Consider the following 17,823-nt stretch of genomic DNA (forward strand, 5'->3'; position numbering starts at 1 on the left):
TGAGGTTTTCTGAGGTTTTCTGAGGTTTTCTGAGGTTTTCTGAGAAATGCAAGAGCCGTACAACGAAAAAAGAGATGCAAATGCCTTAATACGCGTTTAGCTTATCAAAAAGGGGGATATAATGGCACTTTTTCCATTTTCTATTGCTGATATTGATGATCCGGAATGTATTCGTGTGGTTCTTTATGCTAGCGGAAGAATGGGACATGCTCCTTTGAATGCTCTGTTGAAGCAAACACGTCAAGATCTCCAATGTTTTGATAAAATACAGACTCAAAATATTCTCCAACTTACACAGCGTTTGGATATTTTAGAACAACAATTGAAAACGATTATCAAAGATCTTGAAGATGTGAAACACAAACAAGACGCTGAAGAAGCGGATAAAAGTAAAACGATGGGTGATTAACCATCTCGATTTGTGTCTCTATGGGATTTAGCTCCTTTAAAGCAGTGAGATAGATAGTTGTGAACAGGATAGTTATTTGCCTGTCCATAGAGCATTTATTTTTTTGATCAACCAAAAATGAAAAAGAGGTATTCTATAATGAAAAAATTGATTTTAATATTTTTAGCTTTGTGTCTTACTGGACCAGCTTCTGCACGTTTGAGGACTATTTCAGATGATTGTTCAGATATCGGCGGAACAATGGTTCGATCACAAATCATCAATAATATTTCTGTCATTCCATATAAAAATTTGCAAGGGGTAAATATTCTCTCTGTTTTGGAAACGAGGCCTACAGAAGAGCCAGAAATGTCACAAATTACAGGAAGAACATTTCATATTCAAAGTCCTGAGATTGTTGAGCTGGCCTATAGAGCTTACAGTACATCGCAATTCGTTGATATTTGTTACAGAAGTAACTATCCAATCAATGTTATTCGAGGGCTGAGAGTGCGTGATAATTAAGCGTATTATCTGTATTCGTTGTGACTTAAATAAGTGATGCTTGGAAAATGGTCAATCTTCTACACTAAGGTTATTTTAACCCTAGCAGTTTTCTGATTTACAGTTTTTACTCAGAGTATAATCGTTCATGTTTTACAGAATTCATGAGTGATCGGTATTGAGGATCTATCTTAAGATATTCAACTACAGTTTTTTCTATTTTAAACTGAGTAATTTTGCATCAATCGTCGTTTGAGCTTAGATGGCAATTTCATTCTAGCGTTTGGTGTTAGAAAGATTTTAAGCGTAGTGAGGCTGTAAATACTTGTCTTAATTGTCTTTGTTGACAGTATGCCGCTTGCGATAGGCAATAAATCATAGACACATTTTGAATCCGTAGAATGCACGTACATTAACAATGGCAGACATTTTCAGTGGTAGTATTGCCAATGATAGAGCTTGTGCATGCGATGTTTTGTTGTGTGAATAAGTCATCATTCACGCGGCACCAATAAGGGAAGGCTTTGCTGTAGAGCCTGTAAAATAAATCGTGCAACAAGCGGGGTAGGGGTCAGAATAGACTGAGATGAGGCAGCCTTATCACGGGCTAAAGCTGGTCAAAATTCTCGTCTTTAAGGAGGCGAGGAGGCTAAAAATATCCATTAGATTGCATGGGGATGCATTTCATGTCCGTTGCAATAAATTTAAAAGAGGTAAATTATGAAAAGTTTTTTGAAAAAAATATCCATTGTTTTGGTGATGATAGCATTAACAACAGGTGTTTCTCATGCTGGAGTTTATGAACAAAACGGTTATCTCAATTCGGTTCAAGTCGTTAGCGCAGGAGCACAATGTCGCCTAGAGCTCAGATACGGTATCAGCCCTACTTCAGACATTCAAAAAGGTATTTGGGGCTGTGATAACATTGTTGGAAAAAGTATTTTGGATTTGGCAAAAACCGCAGTCATTTTGAACAGAAAAGTAATGGTTATTTTTGAAGCGGGTCATGTGCCAGCAAAAAGGGTTTTAGCCATCACTTTAAAATAAGATCAATAGGGGTTTTTCTCCCTTTTTATATCTGTAACGCTTCAAGAGGTTACAGGTATAAAATATGGAGTGTATATCAAAGGTATAAAAATGTTTCAAAGAGCATTCTCAGTATTTTTAGTGACAGTTTTATTTTTTTTCTTTTCAGATGTAAATCTGTCATATGCTATTGATCCTCCCCATATGGTTTTCCGTATAGATGATCGCTCTCCATCTGTTATATTCTTTGGAGGAGGTTTTGCCCCTTGGGGGGATGATCAGGATATCATACATCATGTAACTGGGCACTCTATTGCTCAACAGACTTCAGCATTTGTGTCTACAACTGCAAATATGGATGCAGTTTACAGAATGGCGCGGCAACAGATTGCTAATAATCCTGATGAAACGTACTGGCTATATGAAATTATTCCAGATATAAATTTTTATTATGTTCCTAACTCACTCTTTGATACAGCCATGTCTGCTGACAACGTTGTTCAACATGAACAAGTTATGGATCTTTATTATGCATATTTATGGCAGGATGAATGGGCTTCGCTGGGGGCAATCAATACAAATCATATATACTCTGCAAGAAGTATTATGCAGCAAGCGAATGGTGATATTGTCATTGGTCCTAGAACCTTTAATTCTCTTTTTGTTGCCGCTCCATCACAAGTAAATTCGGGGACACTTCCTTCACAAGATTACACTTTTTTATCAGCTTATTATTCTGATAGCGAGGATGCGTTATCTCCAATGTCACTGGCATTTCTTGTAGAATCCTGTAACAGCTCTTCATCCAGTGGTCATATGGAGCGTTCTGGGGATTCTTCCTGCAGCACATACAAACATTCTGTTGATGATATTATGTATAAAATGAATCTATGGTATGAAGCTCTTTAAAGAATTACAGCTATATCTTGCTATTTAATCAAAAACAAAAAAGTAGGGAGATAGCGCATTTCTGTTTTATTTGATTGGTTCTGATGCGCATAGTGCGTAGGGCAGAGAAAATTTTTCGGTATTATGAAGTGTGATAGGGGTGCTATAAAGCATAGGTGTGACATCATCAAAAATGGAAGCGTTGATTTAACAGTATTTGTTGATCTCGATTAGAAAGTCCGTTCTTTTCTTTGTTTGGAGTTTTACATCAATAATTTCTTATCTTGTTTTAGCGACTGCTTTTTGAGGGGGCGGTAATAGAAGGCGTGTAAGATTTTATATATGAAGTGTTTGTGTGGTGAATAACGGTAAATCCATTGAGCACTCCCATCTTTACACTTATGTAGAGGCAAGCCCGCACCATCATTGTATTTGCTCGCTCCCAATATTACGACAGCCTTGGTTCGTGAGACGCTTCATAAGAGGCATATGCCTTTCTTATACAGTTTTTAATCCACATGCCAGTTCCGCTTGTAACTTGTAAGCGACATGGTTTTGGTTGATTTAACATAAACAGGTTTGAAATGAGAGAATCCTATGGTGTTCGGGTCTCTCATTCAACGTGCAAAACAATAAATACTCTTTATAAATCAATATGACATGTCTTAAAGAAGACGAATTGTTTATAGATCCGCATGGATGAAGAATCTTCGTCTTTAAAGGTGGTGAGAGAAAATCATCAGCCCTATTTTTTCATAAAGGGCATGAGAAAAGTGTTTTACAAGAATTTTATACGATAAGAATTATACGATAAAAAAAGAGGGGCTTTTGACATAAGAGTCTTGATCGTTTGTTGCTATAACCTGTATTGTGTACACAAATACTTCTATCATTTTTTGCTGTAAAAGCTTCTCTTGGGATATTAAAGGGTACAATCTTTATGGAAAAAAGAATTCGAGCAAGACAAAAGGCTTATTTCAAAAGATTATATCGCAAGATTGCTTTTGTTTGCATAATACTTTTTTGTATAGTGTTTTTGTGTTTTGTTGTTGCTAAGGTGGTTAGTTATTTTTCTTCTCATAAAAAAGTAACACAACAAGCACCCGTTGAATTGGTTATTCCTGTTTTTGATCTGCGCGTATATTGCAAGGAAATTTCTGCTTCCGTTATGCCCGATATGAAAAGAGAAGTTTATCAGCATTGTCTTAATTTGGAAAGTGAGGCCTATTTTGCTATTCGTGAAATGTGGGATAAGCTTTCTGATAGTGCTAAAAAACAATGTTTGACGATGGTCCGTCCTGGGGATGGAAATTATTTTCTCTTACGAGACTGTTTTCTCAATGAAAAAGAAAATAAAACAGGCAAAAGGCGCAATTACTTTTAAGTTTTTATACGGAAAGTTAAAAGGAAGCGAATTTTTATAAAAAAATAAAAGCCTCTTAAATGACTATCTGCCTCAAGACCAATAGCAACCTGATTTATTTATCTTGTTATATCGCACTTCTTATTTAAGGTGTGGCGACATAAGGTATGGATGCCGTCTTGAAATGTTTAAGGGGAGGGCGTGGTGGAGTTTCAGGAGGATTTGTTGCGCTTTTTAAAGGGAAATAACGAGTGTGGGAAATCCATTTCATAATGGTTTTAGTGAATGGTATAATCCTCATAAAATGTATAAAATTTATAGAGCATGTTCATCTTTATGGTTTAAAAAAGAGTAAGCCGGTACTATCTCACACTTTGCTCGCTCCCAATGGTGCCTCTCGACAGCCCTTTAGCCTTAGAGACGGTTCATAAGAGGTACTTTAAGTCTTTTTTATTGTTTTTACTCCACGCAGGTTTTCCCACGTGTAACATGCAAGAAAAAGAGATTGATTCAACAGCAAACAGATAGAAAATGAAAAATCCTACGGTATTAAGTTTTCTTACTCAACACAACAAATATGAATTATCATTATAAACCAATTCACTGTACGAATTTTATAAGAATTTTCATTGTTGACAGACCAGTGTGACTCGAGAATCTTCGTTCTTTGAGGGGGTAAGTCAATAGACATGACTAAAATGAGTAAAAAAACTTCCTTTTATAAACATTCAAGGCTTCTTCATGCGTAAAACGCTGTGCTGGGTTTACAAATGTGCTTGTTTTATAATTCTAGTTTTCTTTATCAGAAAATACTTTATCAGAAAAGATAAGTGAGGAAATGCGTTAGTCCATTCTTATTGATAGGCTTTGAGGAGGGTATTTTGTTGAGAAGAAACTGATTTTTTAAAAAAAAGTTTGATATATTGGTCGGGTTTTTCATAATTTAATATTTTTTTGTATTTAAGTATTTTATTTTTAAGCTCAATTTGTTATAAATAAAAACTGTGATTAACTTAAAAACTCTATGGGTTAAAATAGAAATTGATAGTATCGTTAGCTTATTTGGAAAAGAAGATTGATCTCTTGGTGATTATAGGGCTTGAATAATACTTCGTGTTAATCTATCTATAAAAATCAAGAGGTTTTGTGAAGCGATCGTGGATTATCGCTCGCAAGGGGTTGCTTTAGCGATGAAGAGAGGCTATATTTATAAAATAAAGAGGTTCGCGCAGTGACTCGTTGGGATGGAAGTGCTTGTGGTTTAAATGCACGAGGGGTAGAGAATATCGGCGTTTTTAAGAGCTGTGGTTTTAGAGCAAAAAAGGAAGCTTCTAATATTCTCTGGCAGGAATTTTTTCTTTGTCAGGTATGTTGTGTGTGTGTTTTCCTTTTTGTTTTCCACAAGATAATTATTTTTTTAGTGAAATATGGTTTATTTTAAAAAAAACACTTGGCATTTTACGTGAACATCATTAGATTTCTGCTGTTTGACAGAGAAAAAGGGAATTTTTGATTTACGATTTCCCTGCTGTTTTGTGATTTTCAAGAAAATATATGCTTTTATCAATATCAGTAGGGTTCGTTTGAGTGAAATAAACGCGGATAGCTTGATAATCGTATGTTAAAAATGATCAGCATTATCAAAAGATAATGTAATGAGGAAGCGTCAATTAAGACACACAATAAGACAAACACTCCAAAAAGGGATAAAGATGAGGCCACAACAAAATAGACGGGTACGCGGTCGCAATAATAACAATAATGGTAATAACAATAATAATCGTCGCGGTCCTAATCCGTTGTCTCGCAATTATGAAAGTAGCGGTCCGGATGTTAAAATTCGCGGGAATGCTCAGCAAATTGCTGATAAATACATAAGCCTTGCGCGTGATGCACAAGGTGCAGGCGATCGTGTTATGTCGGAAAATTATTTACAACATGCCGAGCACTATTTGCGTATTATTTTAGCAGCAGCTGGGCAAATGTCTCAATCGGTTCGGCGTGATGAAAATCGTGGTGATGAAAACGAAAATCGTGATGAAAACAATGGGCAAGAATGCGGTGAAATAAATCTTGACGGTGAAAAAAAGGATACTGTTGAGGGTGATACAGATGTATTACAAATGTCGTCGCAAAAAAATGGCAATGGCCAATATGATAAAGCGCAAAATGGGGATGCGCGTGGAAACGCTTTAGAGGCTCTATCGGATGAAAAAACAGATCAAGAGCACAGTCTTTCTGAGAAAAATGTTGAACCCGTCAAAAAAACACGTCGTTCTCCCCGTCGACGTACTGTACGGACTCAAGATGAATCATCTCTTGAGCTTTCACTTACAACAGCAGAAAGCTCTAGCAATGGAGATGCATCAACAGCAACAAAAGAGGATTCTTCCTTGCCTGGATTAGGTGAGGGGATACAGAGAAAACCACGCCGTCGCCGAGTGGTCAATCTTGAGGCAGAGGAAAATGTTTAAACCTGAAAGGTGCTGTATAAGCGCTTGTGGTGATGTTATTGGTATTATGATAGTAAATTGTATATACTCAAGAAGCCTCTTGCGCTTTCTTTAGATTTTCACGGGCAGTATTGGGACTTAACAAAGGGTGTTGACAGAAAAGATTGCCTCTTTGCTGGGATTTAAGTAAGGGAATACAGGGAAAGATACGTCGTCGCTCAAGTGGTCAATCTTGAGGCAGAGGAAAATGTTTAAACCTGAAAGGTGCTGTATAAGCGCTTGTGGTGATATTATTGGTATCATGATAGTAAATTATATATACTCAAGAAGCCTCTTGCGCTTTCTTTAGATTTTCACGGGCAGTATTGAGACTTAACAAAGGGTGTTGACAGAAAAGATTGCCTCTTTGCTGGGATTTAAGTAAGGGAATACAGGGAAAACCACGCCGTCGCTCAAGTGGTCAATCTTGAGGCAGAGAAAAATGTTTAAACCTGAAAGGTGCTGTATAAGCGCTTGTGGTGATGTTATTGGTATTATGATAGTAAATTGTATATACTCAAGAAGCCTCTTGCGCTTTCTTTAGATTTTCACGGGCAGTATTGAGACTTAACAAAGGGTGTTGACAGAAAAGATTGCCTCTTTGCTGGGATTTAAGTAAGGGAATACAGAGAAAACCGCATCCGTGTATTTTAAGAGGCAGTTCTTTTATGAAGAACGCAATGTCGTTGTTTTATTTAATTCACACTTATATTTAATATTGTTCAATGTATTTATGCCCATTTCGCGTTGGTGTTCATGAATTCTATCATGTGAAATTCATCGGCTATCTTTGCTTAATAAAAGATGTAAGCTGGGCGTTATTGCTTTAATTTTCAATGTTACAACAGTTCTTCTTTTGATACCGGATCATTCATAAGAGGTATTTTTATTCATCCATTTCCTTGCTGGGATATGTAAAGAAATGATTTTGATTCAGTTTCTTACGAACAGATTTGAAAGGGAGAATCATACAGTATTTGAGATTCTCGTTTGACATGCAAAATAAATCATCACTATAAATTAATATGTTGAATTTTTGCACTCAAGAAGAGGTATTTCTTGCACGTTTATTAGCTTTTCCCAAGTGATGTCAGTTTTCTTAAAAATGGGAATGCGTTGACAGAAAGGTTTCTTCTTTTCCAAGATTTAAGTGAGGGGATACAGTAAAAAACGCGCCGTCGCCCGTGTGGTGAATATTTAAGACTTATCACATTGATTTATAATAATAATTCATTGTTTTGAATGTTAGGTTGGAGCCCCTAAGCCCCTAGAATTCTCTCATGTCCAAATTTGTTCCATGTTGAATCAACAAAAACCATTCGCTTGCACGTTGCAAACGGGGAGAGCCCGTGTGGATAAATTTGTATAAGAAAGGAATAAAAATGGCTCTTATGAACTCTCTCTAGCGCCAAGGGCTGTTGGCAACACCCACGAGTTGGCAAAGCGTGTGATAGTGTCGGCTTGCAGAAAATGTTAAATCTTCAAGGATGCTATGTTAAGCGCTTATTGATGTTAGTTTTCTTAATGAGGCATTATCTTCGAACTCTCTTTTGTTGTTTCAACAGAAAGAACGGCGATTAGAGCACCGGTATGATAATTGTAAATCATAAATTTTGTTTGTCCATCAGGGGTTAAAACTTTCAGTACAATATTGTGTTCTGAGAGGCTTTGCGACAAAATCTGTGTTTTTTCCGGTAGAGAGAGCGTATGATGGATAACGTGTGGGTTTTTGCTGGGAGAGGAAGATAACTCGGTTTGTTTTGGCGCTGATCCGGTTGTTATCACTTTATAAACAATTAAAAACAGTACGGTTAGAATAAGGAAAAGCGTTATTAAAACGGAAATAATCATTAAACCCATAAGTTTTTTTCTCACTCGTTCTACGGCAGGGTCTAAAGGGAGATCTTGAGGCAGAGAATTTTGCTCTGTGTGATGGTCTTTTGAAGGTTGCATTCGCTTATTATCCATCATGTCTTTCATTGATTATTTTTTTGAGATCTGATGGGTTTATGCTTTTAAAGTTTTTTGTGCAAGAGGTTTGTGGAAGAAGAATGCAAAAGAGGAAGCGATGTTGGTAAAATATCTTCTTTGTGGACTGTAGACACCTTGTCCTTTACGTTTTGGCTTTTAAGAAGAAAATTTCCATGGTTTGTTACAGACCAGATCAAGTTTACTTCTTGTTGATGCAAATTTGCATGTACGTTTATACATTGGGCAAAAATTTGTTGTCCATAAAGTGCAAACTTTTTTGTGGACGGTACCATGGCTTGTTCACAAGCTTGAGCCGTTGGATAGATTTTAACCATTGTATTGTTCGAATAGCAACTATTAAAATCATCTGTACATGAAACTAATAAGAGGATAAAAACAAGGGGATTCATCAATTATTTTCCAAATGAGAGGTTGACAGAGCGGACTCCAATTTGTCAGCCTAGGGGCTTCTTCACTGTTAAACGCTTTCAAAGTTTTTTAGTTCCCCTTTGAGATGGGTTTTCCCCTTTGAGATGGGTTTTCCCCTTTGAGATGGGTTTTCCCCTTTGAGATGGGTTTTCCCCTTTGAGATGCTATTCTATAGTGAATTAATCAAAGTCATTGGTTTGCACGTCATAAAGGGGTGTGTAGGGGCTTTGTATCAATGAGAAATATTTGAAAAAAAGCCTAAAATGCCTCTTATGGACGCTCTCAAAGGTCAATGGCTGTTGTAACATGAAAGACAAATGGTATGATGATGCTCAGCTACTACTTTTATGAAGTGAAAAGGGGCATGAAGGTAAAGAAGGATATGGCGTAACAAGGGGGGCGGGTTTGATGGTTCACTTTACGGGGGCTGGGGGCTATTATATCTTATTTACAGATACTGTTTTGAAATGAGCGTGGATGCGCTGGGAAATATTAAAAAAGTGCGTGAATGAAAGACATAAGTGTATTCTGTTTTAGAATGTCCTATTGTACCTGAAGAGAATATCTCCATTATAGAATGCGATAAATAAAAGCGTAAAATATGCAATTTTCATCAATTAATTGTCGTTGTCGTGGAGGCTTAAAGCCCGTAAAGCTGAAGAATGATGATGGATGTTAGCTTTACTCCTTGAAATTGCATATTATGCCAAAATAAAATTATATGCGCATTGCGAAAATTACACAAAAAGAGATGGGTAATAGGCTCGCTTTTATTTGGCATAGTAAAAGTTGAAACGGTTTGCTCTTTATCGTTTTGGTTTCTGTTTTAAAATATGCCGGTTATATGAGGGATGGAAGTTGATTAACAGCGGGAATGGATTTTATGTAGCTTTCAGTTCTCATCGTTAAGGTTTTTCGTTAAGGTTTTGGGGAACTATTGGGGGACTATAGAGGTTGGTTTAAAGAGGTTGGAAAATGTCTTTGTGCTTAATAAACAGATGAGACATTTTACTAAAAAAGGGGAAACTTCTCTTGTTCATTGTTTAAAATGCTCTTTTAAGAAAAAATATCAAAATAAGTATCAGGAACAGAGAGGCAATAGACAATTCCTTCTTGTGTCAATTTGAGGGAAGCTGAACCATTCACGGAAATGGGAACGATTTTTTCGAGAACGGCACTACCAAAACAGGCTTTTTTATTGTTTGTGGGAGGGATGCCGGATTCAAAATTTTCATGCCACGTGATGATAAGTTGCGTTTTGCCATTCAGTTTTGTTTCGATTTCACAGCGTACACAGATGCTCCCCTTTTCTTGGGAAAGGGCTCCAAAAGAAAGAGAATTGACAATCAGTTCATGAAAAGCCAAACCAATATGCAAAGCGGCATTGGGAAAAAGATAAGGATCGACGCCTTCAAGTGAAAAACGTTCTGTTTCTTTCATTAAATAGCCTAAAGCCTGCGTTTGGACCAATTCGCGAAATTGAGCACCACGCCAATCGGAATCCGTGATCAGATCTTGAGAATGAGAAAGAGAATGAAGACGACCTTGAAATTTTCGTAAAAAAACTTGAAGAGATTCAGTATAGCGGGCGGTTTGACTGGCAATACTTTGAATGATCGCTAGAAGATTTTTAGAACGGTGACTGACTTCGCGAAGAAGGATTTTAAGCACTTGTTCACGGCGGCGTAAGCCGGAAATATTGACACCGGTGGTGATAATACCAATAATGTCTTCGTTATCATTGCGGTGGCAATCAATAGAAAATTTGTACCAAATCTCTTGTTTGTTTGTATCTTCAAAACGTGCTTCAACAGTTTGCATTTTGCCACTGGCTAAAACTTGCAGTTTGATGGTTTCCATATTGTCTGCAAGGTCAAGCGAAAAAAAGTCGCTGTCACGACACCCAACCCGCCATTTATTGTGCAAATGGTGGGGCAAGTTTTCAGCCCATAAATAAACCAGATTTGTTGCCTGATAGAGAACGCAAATATCCGCACCACGAATCGCTTGCATGAGCGCACTCATATGAGATTTATCCATGGGAGGCTTTGAAAGAGGCGTAACAATCATAATTTTAAGATGTTACCCTGTTCTAAGCCGCTTTAGAAGCATTCTCTTGAAAAAATAAAGCTTGGGAAATAAGCGCTTTCACCATATCTGGGTTAAAAGGTTTGGTCACTAAAAAAGTTGGTTCTGGACGCTCGCCAGTGAGAAGCCTTTCGGGAAAAGCCGTGATGAAAATCACTGGTATACGGTCATTTTTCAAAATCTCGTTGACCGCATCAATACCTGAACTGTTATCGGCTAATTGAATATCAGCCAAAATCAACCGTGGTTTTTTCTTATGATACATAATGACAGCTTCATCACGCGTGCGCGCTATTCCTACAACATGATGACCTAGGCTTTCTACCATTTGCTCAATATCAAGTGCAATAAGAGGTTCATCTTCAATAATCATGACTTCAGTGGCAATTTGTTGAGAAATATCAATAGATGCTTGGTTGAGAAGCTTGCGGAATTCTTTCGTATCCAGATTCATGATTTCGCTGGCTTCTTGTTCATGAAATCCTTCAACGGCAATGAGCAAAAATGCTTGGCGTGCACGGGGCGTGAGATAGGATAATTTGGCACTGGTTTTTTGTTCAAGACCAAATTGAGGCAGGGGTTCTGGGATGTTCGGTGTGGTTTGGTCAAAAAGATGGCAAAAAAGCCAATAGGTACCAATTCGGTCAGTGGAGGCTTTGGGAAAAATGGAGATGTCGGCAATGAGTGCTTCCAACATCGCTGACACATAAGCATCGCCAGAGGATTGGCTACCGGTGACAGAGCGGGCAAAACGCCGAAGATAGGGAAGATGCGGGGCAATACGCGTTGATAATGACATAATTTATAACTCCTTTGACCTTTCAAGCACTTTGTTGGTTGAAATTCTCAACCGATAAAAAAGTTCCTTGATTTGTATGGAACTTTTTACCGACAGCTATATTTACAACTATAAGGCGAAAAAATTCTTCGCGGTGCTACCAATATTATATGGATTAGGGGGATGAAAAATGAACGACCGTGATGAAAAAAATCTCACCACACAATTTACAGTTGGAGATGATCTTCTCGGGGTCAATAGCGAAATAGCACGGAAGTTACGTCAATTTTACATGGAAATTCAAGAAGAGGCACTGCCACGGTGTTTGCTTGAGCTTTTAGAGAAGTTGGAGCGCGCAGAGCAATTTGGCTTAAACAATGTGGAAAAGGTTTGAATCCTTTATGTCAAAGCGCGCGAAAAACTTTAAACAAGAACTCCTTTCTGTGTTGCCGGCTTTACGAGCTTTTGCTGTTTCTTTAAGTGGCAAGCACGATAAAGCTGAAGATTTGGTTCAAGATACTGTTATGAAGGCATGGGCTAAGCAAGATAGTTTTGAGATGGGGACTAATCTTAAAGCTTGGCTTTTTACCATTTTGCGCAATGAATTTTATAGTCAAATGCGTAAAAAGGGAAGAGAAGTTCAAGATACCGATGGCGTGTTTACTCAAAATGTCGCTGTTCATCCTGCTCAATATGGATCGCTTGATTTGCAAGATTTCAAAAAAGCCTTAAATTTGCTTTCTGCCGATCAAAGAGAAGCCATTATTCTCATTGGCGCATCGGGGTTTTCTTATGAAGATGCTGCGACTATTTGTGGTTGTGCTGTTGGAACCATTAAAAGCCGTGTGAGCAGGGCGCGTAATCGATTACAAGAACTTCTTAAGGTGGATGGTGAGTCTGATTATGGTCCTGATTCTTACTCAGCTGGAAGTACATTGTGTTCATTTAACGGCTAAAAAAGCATAATAATTATGATCGATAGCCTTGTTTTTTTTATTCCCGTTATAGCTATTACAGTAAAGTCAGTATCTGAGGAAATTCAGAAGTTTGGCGTGTATCCTTAGGAACACAAGAAAAGCCTGTATAAAACTTTCTCACGGGCTTTAGGTTTTATGTTCCATAAGGTTGCCTTCCTTTGTGCTGAAAAATGACGACTTTCAAGTTCGCCAATGGACATTCTATGACAACAAAAACAAATTTGATGCCTCAAATGCCTTCTTCTGATGCAACGATATCACGCTGGCGGTGGGGTGCGATTGTTGTTTCTCTTGTTATGGCTCTTTTGGCATCGGTTTTTATTATGTTGCTTTCAAATGCCGTTGATCGAGAAATCGCACAGTTGAATACAAGTTCAGAATTGCGCGAACAGGCTGATTTGGTCCTTATTAGCTTGATTGATATGGCTGTTGCTGATCGCAGCTATGCAAAAACGCGCAAGGCGGAAGATAAAATACGTTTTGAAAATTCAGAGCGGGAGTTGGGGAATATTCTCGACTATATCGCACTTATTGTTTATGCGCATCCCCAGTGGTATAAATGGTTTACGGCTTTTAAAGAAGAGGTTGAAGCACGAAAAGCCTTTATGAATGCCCATATGCATGCTCTTGATGCGATTCCTGAACAACCTTCTCAACCTTCTCATGCGGACTCTTTGGAAGTATCAAAGATTCCTGTGGCACGTTTAGCTCAATTGATGACAAGCTTTATTAATGGGGATGATGTAGTGCGACAAAAACAGCGTGAGGGTATCGCATTGATGCGGGCTGCTTTGACTTTGGCGGCTATTGTTTCCGTTGTAAGTACCTTTATTTCTGCCTATTTTGTTATTAATCGTTTTCATCGTGATATGCGCTCTTTAAAATTGTATCAATTGCTGCTTCATAGCGAAAATATCGCTCTGGAAGCCCGCGTGAAAGAACGAACACAAGAATTAGAAAGAGCACGTAATCACGCTGAAAAAGAACGCCAACGGGTTGAAATATTGTTGCAGGATGCAAGCCATCGCATTGGCAATTCTCTTGGAACGGTGTCTTCTTTGCTGGGGCTCCAGTTAAACCGGAGCAAAAATGAAGAGGTACGTTCTGTTCTAGGTGCTGCACGTGATCGTATTCAGACAATTTCTACAGCACATCGTCGTTTGCGCTTAAGTGATGATATGGAAACGACTTTATTGGCAGAGTTTCTTAGTTCTGTTGTGCATGATGTCGAATTGGCAGTTCCTTTTGAATTGCGAGAAAACATCACCATTCACACCAACTTTAAAGATTGTCGCCTGTCTTCAAGAGATGCGACAACACTTGGAATTATCCTTGGTGAACTGCTGACAAATTCCTTAAAACATGCCTTTCCTGATCAACGGTCGGGTCATATTTATATCTCCTTTGGTCCCCAGAAAGATGGACAATTGATGCTCATTGTAGAAGATGATGGCGTGGGAATGAAAAGCCAAACTTTAAAACAAAAAACAGGGCTTGGTCGTGTGGTTGTGGAACAGCTCTGTATGCAATTTGGTGAAAAACCTCTGTTTGAAACTTCTGCTTTAGGAGGCACAAAGATTGTTATTCCTTTGCCAAAACTTAGCATGAATAGTTCAAAAAAAAGCTCTGACTGATTTTTTTAAAGGGTTAAACTCTTTGCTCGTGGTAAGCTGCCTTTCATTCATCGTGAATGTATGGGGAGGGCATCTTTTCACAAGAAGAAGGAAAAATACGGCTTCAGTAGCGCGAACACAGCACTCTTTAATATTAAATTATCGATTGTCTTCAAGAAAGGCAACTTTGCTTCTTTATCTTTTGGTGTAATGTTTGATTTTCTCTCTCGTTGTTTTTTTGCTTTATTGACTCCGATGATCGGCTTTCAAAGTTCTCCTTGTCTTAGAGCTTTGAAGTGCTTAAGTGAGCCTTTAAATTTATTTTGAATAAGTGCTCCTTTAAGCCAATAATAATACTTATATTCGTAAGCTCTATTTCTTTGCGAAGAGATTGTTTTTTTTAAGTTTTGTTATTTTTTGTAAGGGCTGTTAAAACTTTAAATATGGGGTGTTTTTGTAAAAGTGTGTAAGGAATATTCTCTTAGGTAAAACTTGCTCATAAAGTTCATGAAACACCGTCCTTTAGGGCTATGAACAGCATACATTCAACAAGTGGAATCTATTCAACAAGAAGTCGGGTTGTTTATAGAATGATATGGATTTTAGAATCTTCATTCTTTAGAAAAACTCACCTTTGATTTAAAACTTTATTGCATGGAAAACAAAGGGATTTTTATCGTTTTGATAAAATAAACAAGAAGAGTTAGCCTTTTGGGGGTTCATATTTTTCACTTTTCTATTGTGCGTAAACCTGAAAAGGGGAGGGCGTTTTATTTTTAATCATTGTGATGCGACCTTGGGTGGTGGCATATTTCGACGTATCCTTTAATAGATATTTAAAGTGCGGAAATCTCTTTGAGAAAAGTAAGCGCTAAAGCATATTTTTAGATGTTTTGAGTCGTGAAAATGCAGATGCTTTCATGCGTTAAGTCTCTTCGGAGGGTGCTATCGGGCTGTTGATCAAAGAATCAATATTGTTTTTTTCTTGTAGGAATGTTTGTAGGTCTTGATTGGTTAAGGCTTTGCTATCCGGTATACGAATGCGCATGGGATCAACTTTGACGCCATTAACAATGATTTCAAAATGACAATGGGGACCGGTTGCCATTCCTGTTGATCCAACATATCCAATAATTTGTCCTTGTCGTACTTTTACGCCTGGTTTGATGTCTGGTGCATAACGACTTTGGTGTGAATAACTGCTGACATATCCATTGGCATGTTGAATTTCCGTGTGATTTCCATAGCCGCCTGTTACGCCTACTTTTGTGACAATACCATCTCCTACAGCAATAATGGGCGATCCTTTAGGAGCAACCCAGTCAACACCCGTATGCATGCGAATATAGCCTAAAATAGGATGTTTGCGTGGACCAAAGGGGGAGCCAAAAATGCCATTTGGTGTGGGTTTGCGCAGCAAGAAAGGCTTTGAACTCTTCCCTTCAGAATCATAATAATCAACGCTTCCATCTTTTAATTGATAACGGTAATATTTATAAGTTGTATTTCCAAAAGTTGCGCTAATATAACGAATTTCTGGATCAGTGTTTTTGGATGCTTCCTTTGCTTTCAAGTTCTTTTTGCCGTTTTTGTTTTCTTTATCGCTTTGTGGTATGGCATAAAATATTTCGATCTGATCATTGGGTGTTATCGGACTTTTCATGTCAATATTGGTGGCCAGCAGACGAATAAGACGATGAGAGAGAGATTGTGATATATTATGACTGAGCAAAGCACTATAGAGTGCATCATAAGCCGTTGGTAATTGCGCGCTATTGATGTAAGAATGCGGAATACCATTTTGAAAAGCCGTTTTAAGCGCTTTAGACATTTTAGGCTCTGTGCTTTCAATGAATTGGCCTTTATCATTCAGGGCAATGGTGAGAACATGATGCATCCCTTGATAGATACTTGCGCGTACGAGATGGTCTTTTTCACCAGCTTGTGTCACGATACCAATGCGTAAAAGGCTTCCCTCTTTAAGAGTATCGGAAAGGCTTATTTTTTCTAGCGTTTTTACAACTTGGTCAATTTGCTTTTTTGTATAACTGGTTTTTTTGAAAGCATCGGCTATCGTTTGTTTTTTACGAATAGGAATAATATCTTCAACATAGTTTTTCGTCAGATCGATACGGTGGCTTTGAGGAGAAACGGTTACATTTTCTTGAACGATTCGAACTTCAGGGGATTCTGTGCCTTGGGAAGGGGAGGATGCATCTTCTAACTTTAAAGGATCAATCAATGTGAGAACTGAAAGAAGTTCGGTGCTCTTTTCTAAAGTAAATCCAGCTTTTTGCACTTCTTGTTGTGCCTCTTCATCTGTCAATGTGTCGCTGTCATCAAAATCGAATTGATTTACCTTAAAATCATAGCTGCGTAAGGTGAGTTTTGTTTCGATTTTTGCACCGTAAATCTGCCCAGAATCTTCTTGTGGTGCAATATTTTGACTTTGCGAATCACTGGCAAGAATGCTTAAAGAATCAAATTTTGGATAGCTATATTTCTGGGGGCGATTTTCGGCTAAAGCCATACGAATCCATTCAAAATGTTGTGTTTGAATGACTTTTTCATCGCCTTTTTTTTGTAGAATCGATAGTTCAAATTGACGTTTTCTGTCAAAGCTTTGCCGTGCATGGGTGGGAGAAATACGATCACCTTTATACCCATTGGCCTCAGGGTCTTGTGATTCTGATAGGTTTTCCTGCGTAAACCATTGTGGCGGTGTTACCAATCGCTGTTGTTCATCAAGAGCCGTAAAAAGTGCAATCCCCATAAGAATGCAGGAAGTGATTCCTGTCAGAATGGTTCCCGTAAGCCAACGAGCAGAGACCTGTCGGCGCGCAGGCCGCAAGCGTTTGACGACAAGAGCAGGGTCCTGTCCAGGATCGTTTTTTTGTTGTTCGTTATCCCACATAGATTTATAAGAGTACTTTTCAATATTAAATAAAGAAAGCTAGATAGATAGCTTAGCATGCTTCTACAGGAATTTGATTCTTTTTACAAATTACAGATCATGCGATTCTCTTTATACAGCAATGTCTTTATAAATCGTACCTGTGCAGAAAAATTTCCTTATTAAAGTAGCATAAAACAAGCGTTATTGAGATTAACTCATTCTTAGGCAACTTCCTATTTTCATGCATTGCAATGGGGTGCTATATTTTACTTTAAAGGCGCCATGCTCTCTTTGAACTCCTTTTGTTTTCATGTTTTATTTTTATGAAGGCAGATTTTTCCAATAATGTCTTGAAATAGGATTTTTTGTTACAATATTTTATTGGAAATGTTTGGGTTATTTTATTTAAA

General features: G+C 37.9%; 14 protein-coding genes. 9 read left to right on the forward strand and 5 right to left on the reverse strand.

Annotation, left to right across the window (positions count from 1 at the left end; all coding sequences use genetic code 11):
- The first annotated feature begins 121 nt into the window (after window positions 1–121).
- From ACFILY_RS06650 to ACFILY_RS06675, 6 genes are all read left to right on the forward strand, one after another.
- On the forward strand, window positions 122–409 hold the full coding sequence (locus ACFILY_RS06650) for a hypothetical protein (protein ID WP_273791311.1): 288 nt from the start codon (window positions 122–124) through the stop codon (window positions 407–409).
- Window positions 410–547: 138 nt separating this feature from the next.
- Window positions 548–913, forward strand: coding sequence for a hypothetical protein (locus ACFILY_RS06655; protein ID WP_273791312.1), 366 nt, complete (start codon window positions 548–550; stop codon window positions 911–913).
- A gap of 699 nt (window positions 914–1,612) precedes the next feature.
- Window positions 1,613–1,939, forward strand: coding sequence for a hypothetical protein (locus ACFILY_RS06660; RefSeq protein WP_273791313.1), 327 nt, complete (start codon window positions 1,613–1,615; stop codon window positions 1,937–1,939).
- A gap of 90 nt (window positions 1,940–2,029) precedes the next feature.
- Window positions 2,030–2,827, forward strand: coding sequence for a hypothetical protein (locus tag ACFILY_RS06665; RefSeq protein WP_375631408.1), 798 nt, complete (start codon window positions 2,030–2,032; stop codon window positions 2,825–2,827).
- A gap of 919 nt (window positions 2,828–3,746) precedes the next feature.
- Window positions 3,747–4,190: a hypothetical protein gene (locus ACFILY_RS06670; RefSeq protein WP_273791315.1), complete on the forward strand. Its 444-nt coding sequence runs from the start codon at window positions 3,747–3,749 to the stop codon at window positions 4,188–4,190.
- 1,691 nt (window positions 4,191–5,881) lie between these two features.
- Entirely contained in the window at window positions 5,882–6,643 is a 762-nt protein-coding gene (locus ACFILY_RS06675; protein WP_375637714.1) for a DUF4167 domain-containing protein, read from the forward strand.
- 1,539 nt (window positions 6,644–8,182) lie between these two features.
- On the opposite strand, the gene ACFILY_RS06680 is transcribed toward ACFILY_RS06675, so the two are convergent.
- From ACFILY_RS06680 to ACFILY_RS06695, 4 genes are all read right to left on the reverse strand, one after another.
- Window positions 8,183–8,629 (reverse strand): hypothetical protein, encoded by a 447-nt coding sequence (locus ACFILY_RS06680; protein WP_375657829.1) that lies wholly within the window; start codon window positions 8,627–8,629, stop codon window positions 8,183–8,185.
- Between the two features lie 47 nt (window positions 8,630–8,676).
- Window positions 8,677–9,042 (reverse strand): hypothetical protein, encoded by a 366-nt coding sequence (locus ACFILY_RS06685; RefSeq protein ID WP_273791326.1) that lies wholly within the window; start codon window positions 9,040–9,042, stop codon window positions 8,677–8,679.
- Between the two features lie 1,075 nt (window positions 9,043–10,117).
- Window positions 10,118–11,131, reverse strand: a complete 1,014-nt coding sequence (locus ACFILY_RS06690; protein ID WP_375631405.1) for a sensor histidine kinase — start codon at window positions 11,129–11,131, stop codon at window positions 10,118–10,120.
- 22 nt (window positions 11,132–11,153) lie between these two features.
- The gene (locus ACFILY_RS06695) at window positions 11,154–11,948 is read right to left on the reverse strand and encodes a response regulator (protein ID WP_273791319.1); all 795 of its coding nucleotides are present in this window, start codon (window positions 11,946–11,948) and stop codon (window positions 11,154–11,156) included.
- Window positions 11,949–12,117: 169 nt separating this feature from the next.
- Here ACFILY_RS06695 and ACFILY_RS06700 point away from each other — a divergent pair, with 169 nt between their 5' ends.
- The 3 genes from ACFILY_RS06700 (at window position 12,118) to ACFILY_RS06710 (ending at window position 14,538) form a co-directional block, all read left to right on the forward strand.
- Complete coding sequence (locus tag ACFILY_RS06700; protein WP_015856821.1) at window positions 12,118–12,321, forward strand: NepR family anti-sigma factor; 204 nt, start codon at window positions 12,118–12,120, stop codon at window positions 12,319–12,321.
- Between the two features lie 7 nt (window positions 12,322–12,328).
- Entirely contained in the window at window positions 12,329–12,883 is a 555-nt protein-coding gene (locus tag ACFILY_RS06705) for an RNA polymerase sigma factor (protein WP_375631404.1), read from the forward strand.
- A 224-nt stretch (window positions 12,884–13,107) separates the two neighbouring features.
- On the forward strand, window positions 13,108–14,538 hold the full coding sequence (locus tag ACFILY_RS06710; RefSeq protein ID WP_375631403.1) for a sensor histidine kinase: 1,431 nt from the start codon (window positions 13,108–13,110) through the stop codon (window positions 14,536–14,538).
- A gap of 904 nt (window positions 14,539–15,442) precedes the next feature.
- Here ACFILY_RS06710 and ACFILY_RS06715 read toward each other — a convergent pair.
- Window positions 15,443–17,431: a M23 family metallopeptidase gene (locus ACFILY_RS06715; protein ID WP_375637715.1), complete on the reverse strand. Its 1,989-nt coding sequence runs from the start codon at window positions 17,429–17,431 to the stop codon at window positions 15,443–15,445.
- Between the last annotated feature and the right edge of the window lie 392 nt (window positions 17,432–17,823).

The organism is Bartonella sp. CL25QHWL (assembly GCF_042195335.1).
Lineage (GTDB): Bacteria > Pseudomonadota > Alphaproteobacteria > Rhizobiales > Rhizobiaceae > Bartonella.

Bases quoted from the DNA above. Each gene is read 5' to 3' on its own strand.
- ACFILY_RS06695 (WP_273791319.1), bottom strand. From the start codon at position 11,948: ATGTCATTATCAACGCGTATTGCCCCGCATCTTCCCTATCTTCGGCGT.
- ACFILY_RS06655 (WP_273791312.1), top strand. From the start codon at position 548: ATGAAAAAATTGATTTTAATATTTTTAGCTTTGTGTCTTACTGGACCA.
- ACFILY_RS06690 (WP_375631405.1), bottom strand. From the start codon at position 11,131: ATGATTGTTACGCCTCTTTCAAAGCCTCCCATGGATAAATCTCATATG.
- ACFILY_RS06700 (WP_015856821.1), top strand. From the start codon at position 12,118: ATGAACGACCGTGATGAAAAAAATCTCACCACACAATTTACAGTTGGA.
- ACFILY_RS06665 (WP_375631408.1), top strand. From the start codon at position 2,030: ATGTTTCAAAGAGCATTCTCAGTATTTTTAGTGACAGTTTTATTTTTT.
- ACFILY_RS06685 (WP_273791326.1), bottom strand. From the start codon at position 9,042: ATGAATCCCCTTGTTTTTATCCTCTTATTAGTTTCATGTACAGATGAT.
- ACFILY_RS06675 (WP_375637714.1), top strand. From the start codon at position 5,882: ATGAGGCCACAACAAAATAGACGGGTACGCGGTCGCAATAATAACAAT.
- ACFILY_RS06710 (WP_375631403.1), top strand. From the start codon at position 13,108: ATGACAACAAAAACAAATTTGATGCCTCAAATGCCTTCTTCTGATGCA.
- ACFILY_RS06680 (WP_375657829.1), bottom strand. From the start codon at position 8,629: ATGGATAATAAGCGAATGCAACCTTCAAAAGACCATCACACAGAGCAA.
- ACFILY_RS06660 (WP_273791313.1), top strand. From the start codon at position 1,613: ATGAAAAGTTTTTTGAAAAAAATATCCATTGTTTTGGTGATGATAGCA.
- ACFILY_RS06715 (WP_375637715.1), bottom strand. From the start codon at position 17,431: ATGTGGGATAACGAACAACAAAAAAACGATCCTGGACAGGACCCTGCT.
- ACFILY_RS06705 (WP_375631404.1), top strand. From the start codon at position 12,329: ATGTCAAAGCGCGCGAAAAACTTTAAACAAGAACTCCTTTCTGTGTTG.
- ACFILY_RS06670 (WP_273791315.1), top strand. From the start codon at position 3,747: ATGGAAAAAAGAATTCGAGCAAGACAAAAGGCTTATTTCAAAAGATTA.
- ACFILY_RS06650 (WP_273791311.1), top strand. From the start codon at position 122: ATGGCACTTTTTCCATTTTCTATTGCTGATATTGATGATCCGGAATGT.